An 18,079-nucleotide genomic window follows, 5' to 3' on the forward strand; every position below is an offset into this window, starting at 1 on the left:
CCCGCCGCTGGGATGTCCTAGCGAGGGCACCCAGCCGCACCCACAGACCACGCCATCGCGTAGGAGCGCACCCGGGCGCGATGGGCATTACCGAGAAAGCCGTCGCGCCCAGGTGCGCTCCTACGGGGGCCTGTACATCGGTCCATTCCCTGCGGCAGCGGCCGTCCATCGCCCGCCGCTGGCCCTCATCCTTTGGTCGTACATCGGCAGCGCCCGCTGTGCCGCACCGTCGTTCCAGCCGGCACCGAGGCCCCACTCGGCGCACGACAGCGTCCCATTCCATACGCCCCCGTAGCGAGGAATGGCAACAGGTGCGTGCGGTACACTTGGGGGTTCACGAATTCACGATGTCGACACACCCGCGGGGTGTGTCCCCCCGGGAGCGCTAATGAACTGGTTGAACGAAGTGCTGCACAACGATCCGAACCCGCTCGAGACGCAGGAGTGGCTCGAATCGATCAAGGCCGTCATCGACGTCGAAGGCCCGGAGCGCGCCCATCAGCTGCTGGAAGGCATGGTCGAACAGACCCGCCGCGCCGGCGCCTACCTGCCGTTCTCGCCCACCACCGAGTACGTCAACACCATCTCCCCGGCCAACGAGGCCAAGCACCCCGGCGACTCCGCGCTGGAGTGGAAGATCCGCTCGATCATCCGCTGGAACGCCATGGCCACGGTCGTGCGGGCCAACCGCAAGCCGGGTGACCTGGGCGGCCACATCGCCTCGTTCGCCTCCAGCGCCACGCTCTACGACGTGGGCTTCAACCACTTCTGGCGCGCGCCCTCGGACAACCATCCGGGCGATCTGCTGTTCATCCAGGGCCATAGCACCCCGGGCATCTACGCCCGCGCCTTCCTCGAAGGCCGCATCAGCCAGTCCCAGCTGGACAACTTCCGCATGGAAGTGGACGGCCAGGGCATCTCGTCCTACCCGCACCCGTGGCTGATGCCCGAGTTCTGGCAGACCCCCACCGTGTCGATGGGCCTGGGCCCGCTGGCCGCCATCTACCAGGCGCAGTTCATGCGCTACCTGGAAAACCGCGGCCTGATCGAGAAGTCCGACCGCAAGGTGTGGTGCTTCATCGGCGACGGCGAGAGCGACGAGCCGGAAACCCTCGGCGCCATCGCGCTGGCCGGCCGCGAAGGCCTGGACAACCTCATCTTCGTGGTCAACTGCAATCTGCAGCGCCTGGACGGCCCGGTGCGCGGCAACGGCAAGATCATCCAGGAACTGGAAGGCGTGTTCCGTGGCGGCGGCTGGAACGTCATCAAGCTGCTCTGGGGCGGCTACTGGGACGCCCTGCTGGCCAAGGACAGCGACGGCGTGCTGCGCAAGCTGATGATGGAAACCGTCGACGGCGAATACCAGAACTGCAAGGCCTTCGGCGGCGCCTACACCCGCGCCAATTTCTTCGGCAAGTACCCGGAGACCGCGGCCATGGTGGCCGGCCTGTCCGACGACGACATCTGGCGCCTGAACCGTGGCGGCCACGACCCGCACAAGGTGTACGCCGCCTATCACCAGGCCGTGAACACCACCGGCATGCCCACCGTGATCCTGGCCAAGACGGTCAAGGGCTACGGCATGGGTTCGGCCGGTGAGGCGCTCAACCCCACCCACCAGACCAAGAAGCTCGACGACGCGGCGGTCAAGCACTTCCGCGACCGCTTCAACATCCCGGTGACCGACGCCCAGCTGGAAGACGGCCAGGTGCCGTTCTACCACCCCGGCGAAGATTCCCCGGAAGTGCAGTACCTGAAAGAACGCCGCAGCGTGCTCGGCGGCTTCCTGCCCTCGCGCCGCCCCAAGGCCAGCAAGTCGTTCGTGGCGCCCACGCTCGACAAGTTCGAGCGCCTGCTCAAGGACAGCGGCGAGCGCAGCTATTCCACCACCATGTCCTTCGTGCAGAGCCTCAACATCGCCCTGCGCGACAAGGAACTGGGCCCGCGCATCGTGCCGATCGTGGCCGATGAGGCGCGCACCTTCGGCATGGAAGGCATGTTCCGCCAGATCGGCATCTATGCCCCGTTCGGCCAGAAGTACAAGCCGGTCGATGCCGACCAGCTGATGTACTACCGCGAAGACCAGACCGGCCAGGTGCTGCAGCAGGGCATCAGCGAGCCGGGCGCCATCGCCTCGTGGATGGCCGCCGGCACCAGCTACTCGGTGTCCGACGTGCCGATGCTGCCGTTCTACATCTACTACTCCATGTTCGGCTTCCAGCGCGTGGGCGACATCGCCTGGCAGGCAGCGGACATGCGCACGCGTGGCTTCCTGCTCGGCGGCACCGCCGGCCGCACCACGCTCAATGGCGAAGGCCTGCAGCACGAAGACGGCTTCAGCCAGGTCATTGCCGGCTCCATCCCGAACGTGCGTAGCTACGACCCGACCTTCGGTTTCGAAGTCACCGTCATCATGCAGCACGGCATGAAGGCGATGATGGAAGACCAGGTCGACGAGTACTACTACATCACCCTGATGAACGAGAACTACGCCCACCCCGGCATGCCGGACGGCGCAGCCGAGGGCATCATCAAGGGCATGTACCTGCTCAAGGATGCCGGCAAGCCCAAGAAGGGCGAGCTGCGCGTGCAGCTGCTGGGTAGCGGCACCATCCTCCGCGAGGCCATCGCCGCCGCCGAGCTGCTGGACAAGGACTTCGGCGTCACCGCCGACATCTGGTCCTGCCCCAGCCTCAACGAAGTGCGCCGCGACGGCTACGCCGTAGAACGCTGGAACCGCCTGCACCCGGAGGCCGAACAGCGCAAGCCCTACGTCACCCAGCTGCTGGAAGGCCGCCAGGGCCCGGCCGTCGCCGCAACCGACTACGTACGCGCCTTCGCCGACCAGATCCGCGCCTTCGTCCCGATGACCTACACCGTCCTCGGCACGGATGGGTTCGGCCGTTCGGATACGCGTGCGAATCTGCGCCGCTTCTTTGAAGTGGACCGTTACTACATCGCGCATGCGGCGATTGCCGCGCTGGCGAAGGATGGGAAGATGACGGGCAAGGATGTGGCCCGGGCGATCAAGCAGTACAAGATTGATCCGGAGAAAGCGAATCCTGTTGGGGTTTGATCTTCTCAAAGGTGAGTCAATCGAAAGGGCGGCCGCAAGGTCGCCCTTTCGCGCTATAACCACGTCGTTTCCCCTTGGTCTCAATCCCCGCGACTCGTAGCCGCCATGCTCGGTATCTGAAAACGGAAATGACACAGTTGCATAATCAAAAAAATACAGTAAAAAATGAAGAAAAAAATTGGCGAGCCTAAAATCAAAATCGCTGGTCCTAGCGTTATTTCGCTTTTCTCCGGCTGTGGCGGAATGGACTTCGGGATCAAGGCCGCTGGCGGCAGGATAGTTTTTAGTAACGATATCTTGGCTGATGCATGTAAAACCCTAGAAAAATATTTCCCGGATTCCACAGTGTCCTGCGGAGACATCGCAGCGCTTCATGAATTTCCTGAAGCCGATGTCGTAGTGGGAGGATACCCCTGTCAATCCTTCTCAATGGCGGGGAATCGTGATCCAAAAAAGGATGCAAGTGATACGCCCAGGGTTCCGTAGACACTCAAGACCCTCGTTGCGCGTAGCGCCGTTCAAACTCTACAGGGGACAGATCGCCAGTTGAACCATGACGGCGTTGTGGGTTGTAGAACATCTCGATGTAGTCGAACACCTCGGCGCGTGCGGCGTCCTTGGTGGGGTAGATCCGCCGCCTGATCCGCTCGCGTTTGAGCAGACCAAAGAAGCTCTCCACCGGTGCGTTGTCATGGCAGTTGCCACGCCGACTCATGCTGCACACCAAGCCATGGGACGCCAGGAAACTGCGCCAGTCATCGCTGGTGTAGACAGACCCCTGGTCCGAATGAACCAGGCAACCAGCGCTGGGTTTGCGCCGCCACACCGCCGACAGCAAGGCCTGCACGACCAACTCGGTATCGGCTCGATCGCGCATCGCCCAGCCGACGACCTGCCTGGAAAACAGATCGATCACCACAGCCAGGTACATCCAGCCTTCATGCGTACGGATGAAGGTGAAGTCGCTCGCCCAGGCCGTGTCCGGCTCGGTCACGTCGAACTGTCGATCCAGCAGGTTGGCTGCCGCCTTGCACGGCGTTCCGCCATGGAAGCGCGGCTTGCGGCCATAGCCCACCTGGGCACGCAGTCCCTCGGTGCGCATCAATCGATGCACCCGATGGCGACTGCAACGCTCACCCAGATCGCGTAGATCCTTGGCAATCTTGCGATGCCCATAGACACTGCCGCTGGCCAACCAGTGGTGCTTGATCAGCCCCAGCAGGCGTTCGTCTTCCTTGGCGCGTTCACTGTCGGGCGACTTTAGCCACGCGTAGTATCCAGCCCGGTTCACCCGCAAAACCCGGCACATCGCGCACACCCTGAATTCTTCGCGGTGGACTTGCATGAAGAGGTACTTTGCCTTTACCCCTTGGCAAAGTACGCGGCGGCCTTTTTTAGGATGTCGCGCTCCTCCGTCACCCGGCGCAACTCGATCTTCAGCCGCCGGACTTCGGCGCTCTGGTCCGCCTCAGCGCGCTGTACTACGCCGGGCTTGCCGAACTTGCGCAGCCAAGCGTACAGGCTGTGCGTGGTGACACCCAGTCGCTCGGCGACCTCTGCCACCTTGAACCCACGATCGGTCACTTGCCGGACCGCCTCGATCTTGAACTCATCCGTATACCGCTTACTGCTCATGGACACCTCCGAATCAGCCATTTTCCATGGCCTTGAGATGTCTAGGAAATCCTGGGCGTATCAGAACGACGGAGTCTTGTCCACTTCAAAGATCTTGGAGAAACAATGGAACGCCAGTGCGCAAGTATTTTGATTGCTACTACGCTTGCGATGTAGGGCGGATGACCAGGCTGCCGACCTCGACATCATCTGGCTGATCGATCGCATAGGCGATGGCGTGCGCGATGGCCTCTGCGGGAATGCCGCTTGCCTCGGACTGCGCTTGCAGGGTTTGCCGCAGCGTTGGGTCGCTCACGGTGTGCAGCAACTCCGATTGCACCATGCCGGGTGAGAGCTCGGTGACGCGGATGTGCGGCCCGGATTCCTGGCGCAGCGCCTCGCTGATGGTTCTGACCGCGTTCTTGGTCGCAGCATAGACACCCATCGTCGGCACGATGCGCAATCCGGCTGTGGAGACCACGTTGATGACATGGCCGCTTTGCTGGCGGTCGAAGACCGGCAGCGCGGCCGCAATTCCGTGGAGTACGCCACGCAGATTGACATCGATCATCGCGTTCCATGCGTCGACCTGCAGGGCATCGAATCGGGACAGTGGACTGATGCCGGCATTGTTGACCATGACGTCGAGCCGCCCGAATTGCGAGCAGGCCAAGTCCACCAGGGCCAGGACCTGCTTGTGCACGGTGACGTCGGTTGGCCGGTAGACCGCCTGCCCGCCGGATTGGACGATTTCCATGGCGACCTCGGCAATGCGTGCCTCGCGGCGTGCACCAAGGACCACCTTGGCGCCGAGTGCGCCCAGGTGAAGCGCGGTGGCCCGGCCCGTGCCGCTGCCGGCGCCGATGATGACCACGACCTTGTTTTCGATCGTCATCTGCGTGCTCCGTGATGGACGTGCCACCCACGGTAGCGCTGCCGGTTGGATGAATTATGCTTGCGCGGCCATGGTTTCATCGCAATCGTCCAAGGATGACCCGCTTTCGCAGGTTCTGGCCGCGCTGGGCGCCAGGAGTGCCGGACTCAACCGGCTGGAAGCGCGTGGCGATTGGGCGCTGTCGTTACCGGAAAAGCATCGGCTCAAGCTGGTCGCGCTGATACGCGGTGAATGCTGGATCCGCCTTCCGCGGCGGGCGCCCAAGCGCGTGGTCGAAGGCGACGTGCTGCTGATCGGCAATACGCCCTACGTCATTGCCAGCGATCCGCAACGCGCGCCGGTCGATGGTGTCTCGCGTTATGCCGGGCAGCAGAGCCTGCGCCTGGGCGATGGCGACGACACCGTACTGCTTGGTGCGGGCATTGTCTTCAGCGGCGAGAACAGTGGCTTTCTGATCGATGCGCTGCCGCGGCTCATGAAGATCCAGAGTGTCTCGCCATCCGCCTTCGCCGTGCGCACGACACTGGATCTGCTCGATGCGGAAATGGGCCGGCATCGGATGGGCAGCGCTCGGGTCGCGTCGTGTCTTTCCGAAGTGCTGGTGGTGGAGGCCATTCGCGCCTACATGCACGCGCATACACAGGCGCACACAAGCTGGATTGGTGCACTGGGCGATCGCCACATCGGTGCGGCACTCGCGCTGATGCACGGCGATGTCGCACATGCGTGGACAGTGGCCGAACTGGCATCGCGCGTGGGCATGTCGCGCTCGGCGTTTTCGTCGCGCTTTTCGCAGAAGGTCGGGCAGGCGCCGCTGCACTACCTGACGCAGTGGCGCATGCTGTTGGCGCACAGGTTGCTTGCCGAAACCGGTCTGGATATCGCCCGCGTTGCCGAGCGTGTCGGTTACCAGTCGCCGAGCGCGTTCGGCCATGCGTTCAAGCGCATGTTCGGGGCGGCACCCAAGCGTTTGGTGAGACCGAGCGAGACATAGCGCAGCGGTAAACGACGTCGCCCGGCTGAAGCGTTTGCGAGTGCACTGAAGTCCGTCTCTGGCGCCCATGTGATCCATCGCTGGCCCGGCGCATGCCGCTGACCTTGTTCATCGGCTCGACCCGCCAGCCATCGCGCCCTCAGTGGTGTGTCATGACGGCGTGAAGGAGGCGTGGTGGCGTGCTTTGAACGCACCCGCGGCCTCTGGGATCACAGCGCGGCGACGTCCTACCGCCGATCATTGCCAGCATGACTATCGGGAACCAGATCACGGCGCGCACCGTGACCGTCACCGCGGGCGACACCGGGCGCGCGAGCAGCAAAGTCAGTGTGGAACTGTCCGGTCGCCCCGATCCGCGGTGGCAATCGTGCTTCCACTTCGTCGTGCAGGGCCGCGATGGCTTCTACATGGAAGGCCGCCCGATCTTCGACCAGTCCAACGTCGAAGGCGTCGTGCCAGCCGGGCAGGTAGATGCCTTTCGGCACCAGTTGCCGGAGGTTCTGGCCTTGACCAACACGCCGGCGCGCGCGCAAGCCAACAAGGATGCGGATCGCCGCTAGGCTGCAGCCGATGCATGCCGCAGACGACACGCTGGTGTGATCGGCGCCGCATCGCCTCAACGCAGTACTGGTCGAATCGGAGTATGTGTCACCAATCGGTCGGCGCGTAATCCTTCAAGAACTGCCCCCACACATGTTCGCCGGTGTTGAAGCCGTGGATGATCGGGTCGACGATACGTGCGGCGCCGTCGACGATATCCAGCGGTGGATGGAAGCGTTCCTGCTGGACCTTGAGCGCGGCGATCTCTGCCGGGTCCTCGTCGGTGACCCAGCCGGTATCCACACTGTTCATATGGATACCGTCGTTCTGGTAATCGGCCGCCGAGGTGCGCGTCATCATGTTCAACGCGGCCTTGGCCATGTTGGTGTGCGGGTGACGCGTGGTCTTGAAATTGCGGTAGAACTGGCCTTCCATCGCCGAGACGTTGACGATGTGCTTGTCGCGTTCGGGCGTGCGCAGCATGAGCGGCTTGAGCCGCGCATTGATGATGAAGGGTGCGATGGCGTTGACCAGCTGCGTTTCCAATAGTTCCACAGACGGCACTTCGGCCATCAGCAGGCGCCAGGAATTGCGGCCGCGCAGATCGACCTGCTGCAGGTCCTGATCCAGGCGCCCATCAGGAAACAGATGCTGTTGGCCTACCAGCTCATCGTCCAGCAACGCGATCTGCGACAGTTCGGCGGCACGGGTGAGACCGTCGGCGCTGTCGAGCCCACGGCCATGCACCGCGGGCAACGCGGTGGCCGACGCATCGCGGAGCAATTCCGGAGTGCGCAGGCCTTCGTAATGGCCGACAAGGTTCCGCACGGTCTCCGGCAATTCGTGCAATGCGGCAGTTTCGCCGGCCATCATGTGGGCGTAGAACTGCGGCGGGCGCCGCACGGTCTGGCAGGCGTTGTTGATGATGAAATCCAGCCGCTCGCGCGTGGCCAGCAGTTCATTGCAGAACGCTTCCACGCTGGGGGTATGGCGCAGGTCCAACCCGAATACCTGCAGGCGATGACCCCACTGCGCGAAGTCCGGCTCCTGCGCATAGCGCGCGGCCGAATCGCGCGGAAAGCGCGTGGTGACAATCAACTCCGCACCGGCGCGCAGCAGCTTCAACCCCGCCTGGTACCCGATCTTGACGCGCCCGCCGGTCAGCAAGGCGACGCGCCCGCGCAGGTCTGCGGTTTCGGTGCGCTTGAAGAAATTCAGCTCCGCACAGGTCGGGCACATCTGGTCGTAGAAATGATGCAGCTCGGTGAATTTCTGCTTGCACACATAGCAGTGGCGCAGCTCGGGCGAGTGCGTGGGCTCCGGCGCGGCAGTGGCGTTTTCGCCGTTGTGGGCATCGTGCAGGCCGGCGGCATGCGGCGGGAAATAGTTCGGCGTGCTGAACACCGGTTTGCGTCGCAGTGCGCGGATACCGCGTTGTTCCAGCAGGGCTTCGGCCTTGCGCACTTTTTCCTGGTGACGCTCGCGCTCGCGCTGCTTGAGCAACTGCCGCCGCGCCTTCGGCTCGGGGTGATAGACCTTGGCGACCACTTGATGCAGCCGCACGCGGTCGGCTTCGGGCAGGGTGTCCAGCACGCTGCGGTCGGCGTCGATGGCCTCCAGCACGTCCAGGGCCGCGCGCAGGCGGTCGGTCAGGGGCAGCTCGTCGTTGGGCACGGGTGGGGCGTTGGTGTTCAAGGCAGATCCGGAATGGGCGACTGGCGGCGCAGGCAAGGATGGCCGGCAGCCAGCAGGCGAAGACGATGACGGGAGCGGGCGGGCAGGGCGCCGCTGCGCATGGCCGCTGGCCGGGAAGTCGGCAGGTGGGCATTTTCGCCGATTGTGGGTGGTGGGCGCCAATGCGGGCGGCTGAGCGGGTCAGCCGGGCTGTTGCCGGGCGCTTGGCTGGCGGTCTTGGGTGCGCCTGGAGCGATGGGCTGTCGGTGGAAGTCCCCGAGCTGCGCGGAGGATGCGACTGGCCGGATGTTTGGGTAATCTCCCGCCACACCGGCGCGGATTGGCGCCCGGGCATTCAAGGGGACATCGATGAAGACTTCCATGCTGGCCATCGGGCTGGCCGGCTTGCTGTGTGCGTGCACGGTTGTGTCGCCCGATCCGGGGCAGCAGGCCGTGTTGGTGGATAAGCCCCTGTTCTTCGGCAAGGGCGGCATCCGCCTGGACGATGTGCGCGATCCCGGCCGCACTTACACGTGGCTGACCACGTCGGCCACCTATGTGGATGTGACGCCACAGACCGTGCAGGTGGCGTTCGACGATTTCTCCTCCAGCGACAACATCCTGTTGGACTTCTCCACCCAGATCCAATACAGGATTACTGCGCCGGCGCTGTTGTTGTCCAGGTTCGGGCAGGATTGGTTCAAGAACAATGTTGCCAGTCAGTACGCGTCCATCGTGCGCGACCAGGTCAAGCGCTACGACATGACCAAGATGATGAGCGACCCCGACACCGCCAGGAAGATCGACGATTCGGTGACACAAAACGTCAGTGCCTTGGTCAAGGAGCAAGGCCTGCCGATCCAGATCCAGAACATCACCCTGGGCCGCGCACGCCCGAATCCGGACGTGTTGCAACAGATGAATCTGACTGCCGCGCAGCAACAGCGGGTCAAGACCCTGGTGGAGGCGACCACCGCAGAACGGCAGCGCGAGCAGGAGCAGGAGGCCAAGGCCGACGCAGATAACGCGTATCGCAACCGCATGGGCCTGACGCCGGAGCAATACCTAGCCAGCCAGATCGCCGAGCTCAATGCCGAGGCCTGCAAGAAAGCGCAGGCATGCTACATGGTGCCGTCGGGAACTTCGGTGATTGCAAGATAGGTCCGCCGTTGCCTGCCGCCAGGCGCAAGCACTGGGTGATGAATAGTCACGCGCGCGCATACCATCGCGCTGCTCACGTCGCCTGCAACATCGGTGGGCTACGGTCGCCTGTGAGTGCGGCGGCGGGAGAAAACACGATGGGTCTGTTGGTCGACGGCAAATGGCAGGACAGGTGGTATGACACCAGCAAGAGCGAGGGGCGGTTCGAGCGCTCGCAGTCGCAGTTTCGCAATTGGGTCACGCGCGATGGCAGCGCCGGGCCGCATGGCCAGGGCGGGTTCCAGGCGGCTTCGGGGCGCTATCACCTGTATGTGTCGCTCGCCTGCCCATGGGCGCACCGCACGCTGATCTTCCGGCGCCTGAAAGGGCTGGAGTCGATGATCGACGTGTCCATCGTGCATTGGCTGATGCGCGAGAACGGCTGGACCTTCGCCGATGGGCCGGGTGTGGTCGGCGATACGGAGCATCACGCGCAGTATCTGTACGAGGTGTACCTCAAGGCCGACCCGCATTACTCGGGCCGGGTCACGGTGCCGGTGTTGTGGGACCGCGAGCGCAAGACCGTGGTCAGCAACGAGTCGGCAGACATCATCCGCATGTTCAATAGCGCCTTCGACGAGATTGGCGCTGCAGACGGCGATTTTTACCCGCAGCCGCTGCGCGAGCAGATCGACGCGGTGAACGCGCGTGTCTATGACACCGTCAACAATGGCGTCTACAAGGCGGGCTTTGCGACCACCCAGGCGGCCTATGAAGAGGCGGTGGTGCCGTTGTTCGAAAGCCTGGACTGGCTGGAGGCACGTCTGAGCGCCCAGCGCTATCTCTGCGGCGACCGGCTCACCGAAGCCGACTGGCGCCTGTTCACCACACTGGTGCGGTTCGATGCGGTGTACGTGGGGCACTTCAAATGCAATCTACGGCGCATCGCCGACTACCCGCAGCTGTCTGGATTCCTGCGCGAGCTCTACCAGATGCCGGGGATTGCCGACACCGTGAACTTCCAGCACATCAAGAGGCATTACTACCAGAGCCACGACACCATCAACCCCACCGGTATCGTGCCGATGGGGCCGCTATTGGATCTGGATGCGCCTCATGGGCGTGGCGGCTGACGCGCATGGTCGGTATGGCGCGGCGGGTGCAGTGGCGTATGCTGCGCACCCGCGCGATCAACAGGACGACGTCATGCTCAATCATGTCATGGTGGGAACGAACGATATCGCGCGTGCGCGTGCGTTCTACGATGCAGTGCTAGGAGGGGTCTTCAGTGCGCCCGCGCCGTTCGTCAATCAGGCAGTAAGTGGGCACACGCGCCTGTTCTACCGGCATGCGGGCAGCACCTTTTGTGTGAGCGAGCCGATCAACGACGAACCCGCCAGCCCGGGCAACGGTGCAACGATCGGCTTCAAGTGCGACTCGCCCGAGCAAGTGCAGCACTTTCATGACATCGCGGTGGCTGCCGGCGGCATTTCCATCGAGAAGCCGCCCGGTTTGCGTGAGAGCAGCATGGGCCCGACGTGGTTGGCTTATGTGCGCGATCCGGATGGAAACAAGCTGTGTGCGATCTATCGCCCGGCGTGAATGTGGCTTGTAGCGCGGTCTCTCGCAGGCATGGGTCGCAGGCATGATTTGCTGAGTTGATGACGCGCGTTGGTACGACGGCGACTGAGCGCTGCGACCGCGGCCTGCGCACCCAGTGGCAGGCCTTCAGCACGACGCGTGAGTCGGTGGACGTGCGTTACCGCTTGGCCGCATCGCGCACGATCAGTGTTGCCGCACCCACCGAGATCGCATCTTCGACGACGCCGGTGCTGGTCTGGCCATAGCGCTCGATCGCACGCATCCGCGCATTGAAGGTGAGATAGGCAGCAGCAACTGCCGTCGTCGCGCCGAGCAGCGCAGCGATGCCACGTTGTTCGCGCGGCGCCAACGCCGTGCCGACGATCACACCGGTGGCGATGCGGGCAATCATGCCGGGCAGCACGATGCGGTCGGGGGCGGTCTTCATCTTGTCGCCGGCCAACTCGCCGCCAGCCAGTGCCAGCATGCCGGCCGATGCCAGTGGATTGGCGAGCAATGCAGGCGCGCCATTGTCGGCAGGCAGCTTGCCGGTGCGTGCAGCATTGGCGACGGCGGCCAGCGGCGTCATCGAGCGCATGCCGGCGACGGCGCCCATCAGGATGGAGTGGATCAAAGCCATGTGCACCTCTGCATGTGCTCGACCATCGCAGGCGGAATGCCTGCGCGTGGCACGTTGTTATCGATCTGCGCAGACTAGGGCGTGGCGTGTGTGGGAGTTGGCAAGACGTTGTGCACGCCGCGCATCGGTTGTGCTCGCATGCCGGTGTCTGCCGTGTGCAACACGCTGCGCAGCAGCGGGGGGTGTTCGTGGTTGACCACGGCGGTGCATGCCATCGCCTTGGGCACTTCAATATAGCGGCGGCCCGAGACTGTATCCGGCACGTCCCAGACCTGTGTGTCGGCCAATTCGTAAGGATGGCCCTCGCCACGCTGGCTGCCGGGCGCGTGGGCAGGTGTATGTGCTGCGACCGCCGGCTGCGGCGTTGCTGCTTCAGCCGGCGCCGGCGCTGGTGCCTTGGCGCAGCCGACCAAGAGCGCCATCCCTAATCCTGCCAGCAACACAGTCTTCAAAGCAGCCTCCTGCAAGGTGTGTCCACAACATGCAACACAATCGGTACGCTGCCTTCAGTTCAGCCGCCCAATCGCGCTCAACCCGGGTGTCTTGGCCATATCGTTCGGGTTGGTGCCCGGCATGTCCTGTGGCACGGGCATGCCCTTGCTGCGATAGAAATCGGTCCAGTACGGTGAGATCTTGCCGGTCTGCAGGTTCCTGAAGTTCATCGGTTGCAGGGCAAACACGTGATGCGCGCGGAAGGCGCGCTCGATGAAATCCGAGCAGTAATAGCTGTTGTCATCCTGCACGTAGGTCTCGTTATACGGCTTGCCGAGCATGCGCCGTGCCTGGGCGATGGCATCGGAGATGGCAGGGCGATGCGCGCGGCCGAGCCGGTACACGACGATCTGCCGCTGCTTGGCGGTAGCCTCGTCGATAAATGCCTGCAGTGGTTGCTCGCGCGAACCGTGCTCGTCGGCGTGCAGCACCACCGCAGCATCGCCTGCATGCGCCACCAGCGCGACATGATCGAAGCTGGCTTGGCCCCGTACGCCAGTTGCATCGTCGATGGCGCCGCTGAGGCCCGTGTGCGCCGCCGTGACGAACAGCAGATCGCCATCGTGCACCTTCAGCGCCAGCGCCGTGGCGGGCAGTAGGGCGATGAGCAGTAACAACAGCGGTGCGATGCGCATGATGCGAGGTTTCAGACCAAAGGAGCCGACATTATCGCTTGCGTGTGCGTTGGAAACGCTAACCGAGGTGCGGGCCGCTTGTGGTCACCCACGTCGGGCAGCGACATGCAGGTGCTTGCCGGCCCTTGGGCCTCAGTCTTGTTGATGCGGGCTGTAGACTGGCAATGCCAGCGGGCGTCGCCGCCGCCATCGCGTCGCGGCAATCCCTGTCCGTCTGGAGTGTTGTATGCGTGTCTCTTCTGCGTTGTCGCCGATCGGCCGGCTGTTTGCGTTGGCTGCATTTTTCGAAGGGCTGACCTGGGCCGGATTATTAGTCGGCATGTTTCTGAAGTACGGGCCGCAGAGCACCGAGCTCGTGGTCTGGGTGTTCGGGCGCCTGCATGGCGCGGCGTTCCTGTTCTATGTCGCGGTCAGCATGATTGCCGCATTGCGGCTGCGCTGGCCCTGGTGGGCATGGGCCGTGAGCCTGCTGGCGGCGTTGCCGCCGCTGGTGACGGTGCCGCTGGAGATGTGGTTCCGGCGTCTCGGCTTGCTGGGCCAGCGGCGACCTGTTGCGCACTGACCCGCTGCGCGCTCGGCGCACGCGACACGTGGCAGCACGTTTGCCGCCGACGCTGGCCCATCGGATCAAGGAGCCGGTGTTTCTTGCGGCCGGTGGCAAGGACGAGCGCGCCGATCGAACACACCAAACGGATGGAGCGCGCACTCAAGGATGCCGGCGTGCCGGTGGATCGCTGTACTCCCCAACGAGGGCAACCGGTTCTACACCGAGCCGCATCGATGCGAGTACGACACGCGCTTGCTGACGTTCTTGAGTCAACAGTAGGTGGCAGTACGGCCAAGTGAGTGCCACCGTGTCATCCGGGCCTGGCCGGATGACACGTGTGATCCGGCAGCTTGACGCGGCGAATCGTCAGCCGCGGACATGGCGCCGCATCGGCCACCGCACCGCCTGCACCTGGCTCAATTCGCCGGCATCGGCTGCATCTGATACTGCGCCGGCGGGGTCGCACCGAGCAGATATTGCACGAAGTAATCCCAGCGGCGGCGGGTGACGTACGGGGTGAGATCGCCGTAGCCATGCTTGGCGTTGGGCAGCATCAGCATGTCGAAGTTCTTGTTGGCCTTGATCAAGGCATCGGCCACCAGCAAGGTGAGGTACGGCGGCACGTTGTCGTCCAGGGTGCCGTGCACCAGCATCAGCCGGCCCTTGAGCTTGCTGGCGTGGTTGGCGTTGGCCTGGTCGTCGTAGTTGGAGGTACCGTCCTTGTTGACGATGTGCTCGCCGTGATATTTCTCGGCCCAGTCGTCTTCGTAGCCGCGATTGTCGTGGTTGCCGCTTTCCGACCAGGCGACCTTGAAGAAATCCGGATAGCGCAGCATCGCGCCGGTCGAGGCGTTGCCGCCGCCGGAATGGCCCCAGATGCCGACGCGACCCAGATCGATCCAGGGATAGCGCTGACCAAGCTCCTTCAAGCCGGCGACCTGATCGGGCAAGGTGTTGTCGCCCATGTCGGCGTACCAGGTGTCGTGGAAACTCTTGGAGCGCCACGGCGTGCCCATGCCATCGATGGCAATCACAATAAAGCCCAGTTCGGCCAGCGACTGGTTGTCGCCATGTCCGGCGAGAAAGCTACGCCCGCGCACCGAGCCGGTCTGCGGGCCGGGGTAGACGTAATCGATGACCGGATACTTGCGCGCCGGGTCGAAGTTGGTGGGCTTGAACATCAACCCGTACAGCGTGGTCTTGCCATCGCGTGCCTTCACCGTGATGGGTTCTGGCGGAACCCAGCCGGCCGCCTTGAGACGCGTGATATCGGCGGTGGCCATCGTGCTCACAGTGCGGCCGTCGCCGGCTTCGCGCAGCAACGTGACCGGCGGCGTGACCGAGGTGGAATAGGTGTCGACAAAACGTGCGCCATCGGGCGACAGCGCGATGCTGTGGTTGGCCGGTTCCGGCGTGAGCAACACCGGCTCGCCGCCATCCAGGCTGACTTTCCACAGCTGCTGGTAGTACGGGTCCACGCCTGCGCTGCGGCCGACGCCGACAAACCATGCGGTGCGCGTGACCGGGTCCACGCGCAGCAATTCGGTGACGTTGCCTTGGCCGGTGGTGATGGCGCGCTTGGGTTTGCCGGTGGCCAGATCGTAGAGATACAGCTGGCCCCAATCGCTGCGTTCGGAGAACCACACCGCCTCGTTGCTGGCCGGCAGATAGGCCCAATTGGCCGCGACCTGGCCGCTTTCGTAATAGGTTTTGACGGTTTCATCGAAGGCGGTACGCACCGCGCCCGTGCTGGCATCGGCAATGCGCAACCAGGTCTGCTTGTGGAAGCGCGAGGTGGAGGCGAACGCCAGCGTCTTGCTGTCCGGTGCCCACTTCTCGTCGTCCCACAGGCCAGGCGAGCAACTTACGTCGTCGCAGAGCGTGGAGCGATGTTGGTCCGGCGGTGTCTTCAGGCGCAGCACGCTGCGGGTGGGCACGTCGATGATGACGCGCTCGATCATGGTCACGTCCTTGTCGCCGGCCAGCGGATATTTCCACGCCTGCAGCTCCGGATGCCCAAGCTTGGTGCTGACCAGGTACATGTCGCCGGTCTTGCGCTGGTCCTGCTGGAAGGTGGCGATCTTGCGGGAGTCCGGCGACCACGCCACGATGGCATTGTCGGTGTGCTGCCAGCCGGCGTTGTCGGTGGCGTAACCGAAGTTTTCCACGCCATCGCGGGTGAGCTGGGTTTCCTGGCCGCCGGCAAGATCGCGTACCCACAGGTTCCAGTCGCGGATGAAGGCTTCGCTGCGCTTGTCCGGCGACAGCACGCCCGGTTCCGGTTTGTCCTTGGCGTACAGCTTGCTGCAACGCGCACGCGCATCGCAGACCACGGCGGTATCGCGCACGTTGAGGCGGTAGCGACCATCGGCGGTGACCTTGACCATCGGCGCGAAGGTGTCGGCCTTGAGCGGCTTGTCGCCGGTCTTCAATAGCGTGTTGAGCGAAGCCACCAGTGCAGCCTGTTTGAAGAGCGGTGCGGTCTTGCCGGTGCTGGTGTCCAGCTGCAGCAGCCGGTTGCCCTTGGCATCGTGATCGACATACGCCACGTGCGTGGCGTCCAGCCAGTCGATGCGGGTGACGGCGTGGTCCACCAGCGGCTGTGCGGCGTAGTTGATCAGCCGTTCGGCGCGCGCGTAGTCGGCCTCGGTGACGGCAGGGGCTTGCGCGCTGGCAAGTGCCGGCAGAGCGGCCAGGGCGACGACGATGCACAGGTGCCGCAGCGGCAACGGGATGGTGGGCATGAAGACTCTCCGGGATGAAAGGAGCGCGCAATGCGGTCGGCGCGACCGTCCGATGCTACCCGCCACGCGGGCCGGGTGCCTCTGCCAGAAGTCGTGCCTGGCGCTCGGGGACGCACGGTGCCCGCTTAGCTGTTTCAACGGGCGAAGATCTGTCATCGGGGACGCCTTGCAGTGATCGCCCCCGGCGGCTGCGGGGCGACCAAACGCCAGAGCTGCGCCGCCAGCATCTGCTGCTGCCCGCCGCACACGTGCCTGCGTGCGAAAGGCGTGTCTGCGTAGCGCGACGCGCATGGCGGAACCAGTTCGCTAAGCACGGCACGCCTGCGCGAGTGCTGCAGCGATGGCAGATCCGCCCGCGCGCTTACTTGCTCATGCAGCGCTTCCAGCGCTCGTTCACCCGCTGCGCAAACCAGGCGGTGGTGAGCGTGCGGGTGATCTTGGGGCTTTCCAGGGTGATGCCGGGCAACACGGCACGCGGCAGCGGCTTGCCGGCGCTGCGCTCTGCCAGTGCGAACACCTGGCGGTACAGGTCGGAGTTCGCGAAATCTGCGGTGTTGCCGTCCTCCAGTGCGCGGCGGAGCTGGCGGTCGCTCATCGCCAACTGGCTGCCCAGGCTGCGTGCGGCGCGCTCGGTGCCGCCGGGCGCATCCAGGCTGGCGCCCGGCGTGAGCAGGTCGCCGTCCAGGGCCAGCGCGATACCGCTGGCCTTGCTCAGCGCGGCCTGGAAGGCGGCATTGCGGCTGGCGTACCAGCCGGCGTTGAAATCGGCGAAGCGGTACAGCAGCGCGTCGTAGCTGACGGGATAACCCAGCAGATGCTGCGTACCGAACCACAGCCCACCGCGCCGGCTGAAGACTTCGTGGCGGATCGAATCGCCGGGCGGGTAGGGGTAGCGCTGCGCATGCTGTTCGGCGAAGGCGATGCTCACCTGCATCGGCCCGGCGGTATGCACCGGGTTGAACCCGTCGAACAGTCGCGCGCCCAACGGCACGCTGCCGGTGAAGTCTTCGAAGATGCGGCTCAGTTCCTCTTCGGTGCGCGCGGCAGCGATGCGCGTGGCATAGCTGCGCCCATCCGGCGACGGCAGACGCAAGGCGGCATCGACCATGAAGCCGGGAATGTGATGCGCACCGGCGCGGCGGTCGATCTCTGCCCGCGAGATCTTGCCCAGGTTGGGCACGACCGGGTTGGCCTGGTAGCTCGATTCCTGCTCGGTCACTGCCAGCACTGCGCAGATGTGCTCGGCGCTGGTGTCCAACGCCTGCGAGGACAGCGCCACGTACACATCGCTGGCCCAGCCGGCGCGGTCGGGCAATGTTGCCGGCAGGCGACGCGCGATATCGGTCTTGACCGCCTCGGGCGAGCGTTGCGGGGCACGCGGGGCCTGTGTGGCGCAGGCCGACAGCAAGGCGATGGCGAGCACGGTGAGCGCGCGGGGCAGGTGTGAGATCACGGCGTCTCCGGAAGATCGAGGGGCGGCAGCTGCCGTGCGGCAGTTTACGCGGCC

The 18,079-nt window shown here is 64.4% G+C and carries 15 protein-coding genes and 2 pseudogenes; 9 read left to right on the plus strand and 8 right to left on the minus strand.

What is annotated here, in order from left to right:
* Positions 1 to 388: 388 nt before the first annotated feature.
* Together aceE and AMD14_RS22725 are read left to right on the plus strand one after the other, a co-directional pair.
* Positions 389 to 3,076 (plus strand): pyruvate dehydrogenase (acetyl-transferring), homodimeric type, encoded by a 2,688-nt coding sequence (gene aceE / locus AMD14_RS03470; RefSeq protein WP_045714540.1) that lies wholly within the window; start codon positions 389 to 391, stop codon positions 3,074 to 3,076.
* A gap of 165 nt (positions 3,077 to 3,241) precedes the next feature.
* Positions 3,242 to 3,562, plus strand: coding sequence for a DNA cytosine methyltransferase (locus AMD14_RS22725; RefSeq protein ID WP_011050398.1), 321 nt, complete (start codon positions 3,242 to 3,244; stop codon positions 3,560 to 3,562).
* Positions 3,563 to 3,566: 4 nt separating this feature from the next.
* Here AMD14_RS22725 and AMD14_RS03475 read toward each other — a convergent pair.
* Positions 3,567 to 4,711 (minus strand): IS3-like element ISXac3 family transposase gene (locus AMD14_RS03475; protein ID WP_087943921.1). Its coding sequence is split into 2 segments (ribosomal slippage): positions 3,567 to 4,474 and positions 4,474 to 4,711, totalling 1,146 coding nucleotides; the frame shifts between segments, so codons are not numbered across the junction.
* Positions 4,712 to 4,850: 139 nt separating this feature from the next.
* The gene (locus AMD14_RS03485; protein WP_011050399.1) at positions 4,851 to 5,585 is read right to left on the minus strand and encodes an SDR family oxidoreductase; all 735 of its coding nucleotides are present in this window, start codon (positions 5,583 to 5,585) and stop codon (positions 4,851 to 4,853) included.
* Positions 5,586 to 5,634: 49 nt separating this feature from the next.
* On the opposite strand from AMD14_RS03485, the gene AMD14_RS03490 reads away from it, so the two are divergent.
* Together AMD14_RS03490 and AMD14_RS03495 are read left to right on the plus strand one after the other, a co-directional pair.
* The gene (locus AMD14_RS03490) at positions 5,635 to 6,579 is read left to right on the plus strand and encodes an AraC family transcriptional regulator (protein ID WP_015462827.1); all 945 of its coding nucleotides are present in this window, start codon (positions 5,635 to 5,637) and stop codon (positions 6,577 to 6,579) included.
* A gap of 248 nt (positions 6,580 to 6,827) precedes the next feature.
* Positions 6,828 to 7,139, plus strand: coding sequence for a hypothetical protein (locus AMD14_RS03495; protein ID WP_011050401.1), 312 nt, complete (start codon positions 6,828 to 6,830; stop codon positions 7,137 to 7,139).
* Positions 7,140 to 7,227: 88 nt separating this feature from the next.
* Here the strand turns inward: AMD14_RS03495 and AMD14_RS03500 are convergent, their stop codons facing one another.
* On the minus strand, positions 7,228 to 8,814 hold the full coding sequence (locus tag AMD14_RS03500) for an SDR family NAD(P)-dependent oxidoreductase (protein WP_005931175.1): 1,587 nt from the start codon (positions 8,812 to 8,814) through the stop codon (positions 7,228 to 7,230).
* Positions 8,815 to 9,174: 360 nt separating this feature from the next.
* On the opposite strand from AMD14_RS03500, the gene AMD14_RS03505 reads away from it, so the two are divergent.
* From AMD14_RS03505 to AMD14_RS03515, 3 genes are all read left to right on the plus strand, one after another.
* Positions 9,175 to 9,954 carry an SPFH domain-containing protein gene (locus AMD14_RS03505; protein ID WP_005915451.1) on the plus strand — a complete coding sequence of 260 codons (780 nt, stop codon included), beginning with the start codon at positions 9,175 to 9,177 and terminating at the stop codon, positions 9,952 to 9,954.
* 137 nt (positions 9,955 to 10,091) lie between these two features.
* Positions 10,092 to 11,066: a glutathione S-transferase family protein gene (locus tag AMD14_RS03510; RefSeq protein WP_011050404.1), complete on the plus strand. Its 975-nt coding sequence runs from the start codon at positions 10,092 to 10,094 to the stop codon at positions 11,064 to 11,066.
* Between the two features lie 73 nt (positions 11,067 to 11,139).
* Positions 11,140 to 11,535, plus strand: a complete 396-nt coding sequence (locus AMD14_RS03515) for a VOC family protein (protein WP_015471682.1) — start codon at positions 11,140 to 11,142, stop codon at positions 11,533 to 11,535.
* A 157-nt stretch (positions 11,536 to 11,692) separates the two neighbouring features.
* On the opposite strand, the gene AMD14_RS03520 is transcribed toward AMD14_RS03515, so the two are convergent.
* The 3 genes and pseudogenes from AMD14_RS03520 to AMD14_RS03530 form a co-directional block, all read right to left on the minus strand.
* Entirely contained in the window at positions 11,693 to 12,154 is a 462-nt protein-coding gene (locus tag AMD14_RS03520; protein WP_005931185.1) for a DUF4126 family protein, read from the minus strand.
* A gap of 209 nt (positions 12,155 to 12,363) precedes the next feature.
* Positions 12,364 to 12,576 (minus strand): annotated as a pseudogene (locus AMD14_RS25525) (hypothetical protein); the annotation flags it as partial.
* Between the two features lie 84 nt (positions 12,577 to 12,660).
* Entirely contained in the window at positions 12,661 to 13,296 is a 636-nt protein-coding gene (locus AMD14_RS03530; protein WP_040107568.1) for a YiiX/YebB-like N1pC/P60 family cysteine hydrolase, read from the minus strand.
* A gap of 211 nt (positions 13,297 to 13,507) precedes the next feature.
* Here AMD14_RS03530 and AMD14_RS03535 point away from each other — a divergent pair, with 211 nt between their 5' ends.
* Both AMD14_RS03535 and AMD14_RS25640 read left to right on the plus strand, forming a co-directional pair.
* Positions 13,508 to 13,843 carry a DUF3817 domain-containing protein gene (locus tag AMD14_RS03535; protein ID WP_003489991.1) on the plus strand — a complete coding sequence of 112 codons (336 nt, stop codon included), beginning with the start codon at positions 13,508 to 13,510 and terminating at the stop codon, positions 13,841 to 13,843.
* A 40-nt stretch (positions 13,844 to 13,883) separates the two neighbouring features.
* A pseudogene (locus AMD14_RS25640) lies at positions 13,884 to 14,174 on the plus strand (alpha/beta hydrolase family protein); the annotation flags it as partial.
* A gap of 70 nt (positions 14,175 to 14,244) precedes the next feature.
* On the opposite strand, the gene AMD14_RS03540 reads toward AMD14_RS25640, so the two are convergent.
* Positions 14,245 to 16,572, minus strand: coding sequence for a S9 family peptidase (locus AMD14_RS03540; protein WP_040107569.1), 2,328 nt, complete (start codon positions 16,570 to 16,572; stop codon positions 14,245 to 14,247).
* Between the two features lie 361 nt (positions 16,573 to 16,933).
* Complete coding sequence (locus AMD14_RS03545) at positions 16,934 to 18,025, minus strand: DUF1615 domain-containing protein (protein WP_011050411.1); 1,092 nt, start codon at positions 18,023 to 18,025, stop codon at positions 16,934 to 16,936.
* Positions 18,026 to 18,079 lie beyond the last annotated feature (54 nt).

Origin of the sequence: Xanthomonas citri pv. citri, assembly GCF_000961215.1 — a bacterium.
GTDB classification, from domain to species: domain Bacteria; phylum Pseudomonadota; class Gammaproteobacteria; order Xanthomonadales; family Xanthomonadaceae; genus Xanthomonas; species Xanthomonas cissicola.

What these genes read in the sequence shown, in the direction of transcription:
- AMD14_RS03515 (WP_015471682.1), top strand. Translation starts at nt 11,140, where the DNA reads ATGCTCAATCATGTCATGGTGGGAACGAACGATATCGCGCGTGCGCGT.
- AMD14_RS03495 (WP_011050401.1), top strand. Translation starts at nt 6,828, where the DNA reads ATGACTATCGGGAACCAGATCACGGCGCGCACCGTGACCGTCACCGCG.
- AMD14_RS22725 (WP_011050398.1), top strand. Translation starts at nt 3,242, where the DNA reads ATGAAGAAAAAAATTGGCGAGCCTAAAATCAAAATCGCTGGTCCTAGC.
- AMD14_RS03490 (WP_015462827.1), top strand. Translation starts at nt 5,635, where the DNA reads ATGAATTATGCTTGCGCGGCCATGGTTTCATCGCAATCGTCCAAGGAT.
- AMD14_RS03520 (WP_005931185.1), bottom strand. Translation starts at nt 12,154, where the DNA reads ATGGCTTTGATCCACTCCATCCTGATGGGCGCCGTCGCCGGCATGCGC.
- AMD14_RS03505 (WP_005915451.1), top strand. Translation starts at nt 9,175, where the DNA reads ATGCTGGCCATCGGGCTGGCCGGCTTGCTGTGTGCGTGCACGGTTGTG.
- aceE (WP_045714540.1), top strand. Translation starts at nt 389, where the DNA reads ATGAACTGGTTGAACGAAGTGCTGCACAACGATCCGAACCCGCTCGAG.
- AMD14_RS03535 (WP_003489991.1), top strand. Translation starts at nt 13,508, where the DNA reads ATGCGTGTCTCTTCTGCGTTGTCGCCGATCGGCCGGCTGTTTGCGTTG.
- AMD14_RS03510 (WP_011050404.1), top strand. Translation starts at nt 10,092, where the DNA reads ATGGGTCTGTTGGTCGACGGCAAATGGCAGGACAGGTGGTATGACACC.
- AMD14_RS03485 (WP_011050399.1), bottom strand. Translation starts at nt 5,585, where the DNA reads ATGACGATCGAAAACAAGGTCGTGGTCATCATCGGCGCCGGCAGCGGC.
- AMD14_RS03540 (WP_040107569.1), bottom strand. Translation starts at nt 16,572, where the DNA reads ATGCCCACCATCCCGTTGCCGCTGCGGCACCTGTGCATCGTCGTCGCC.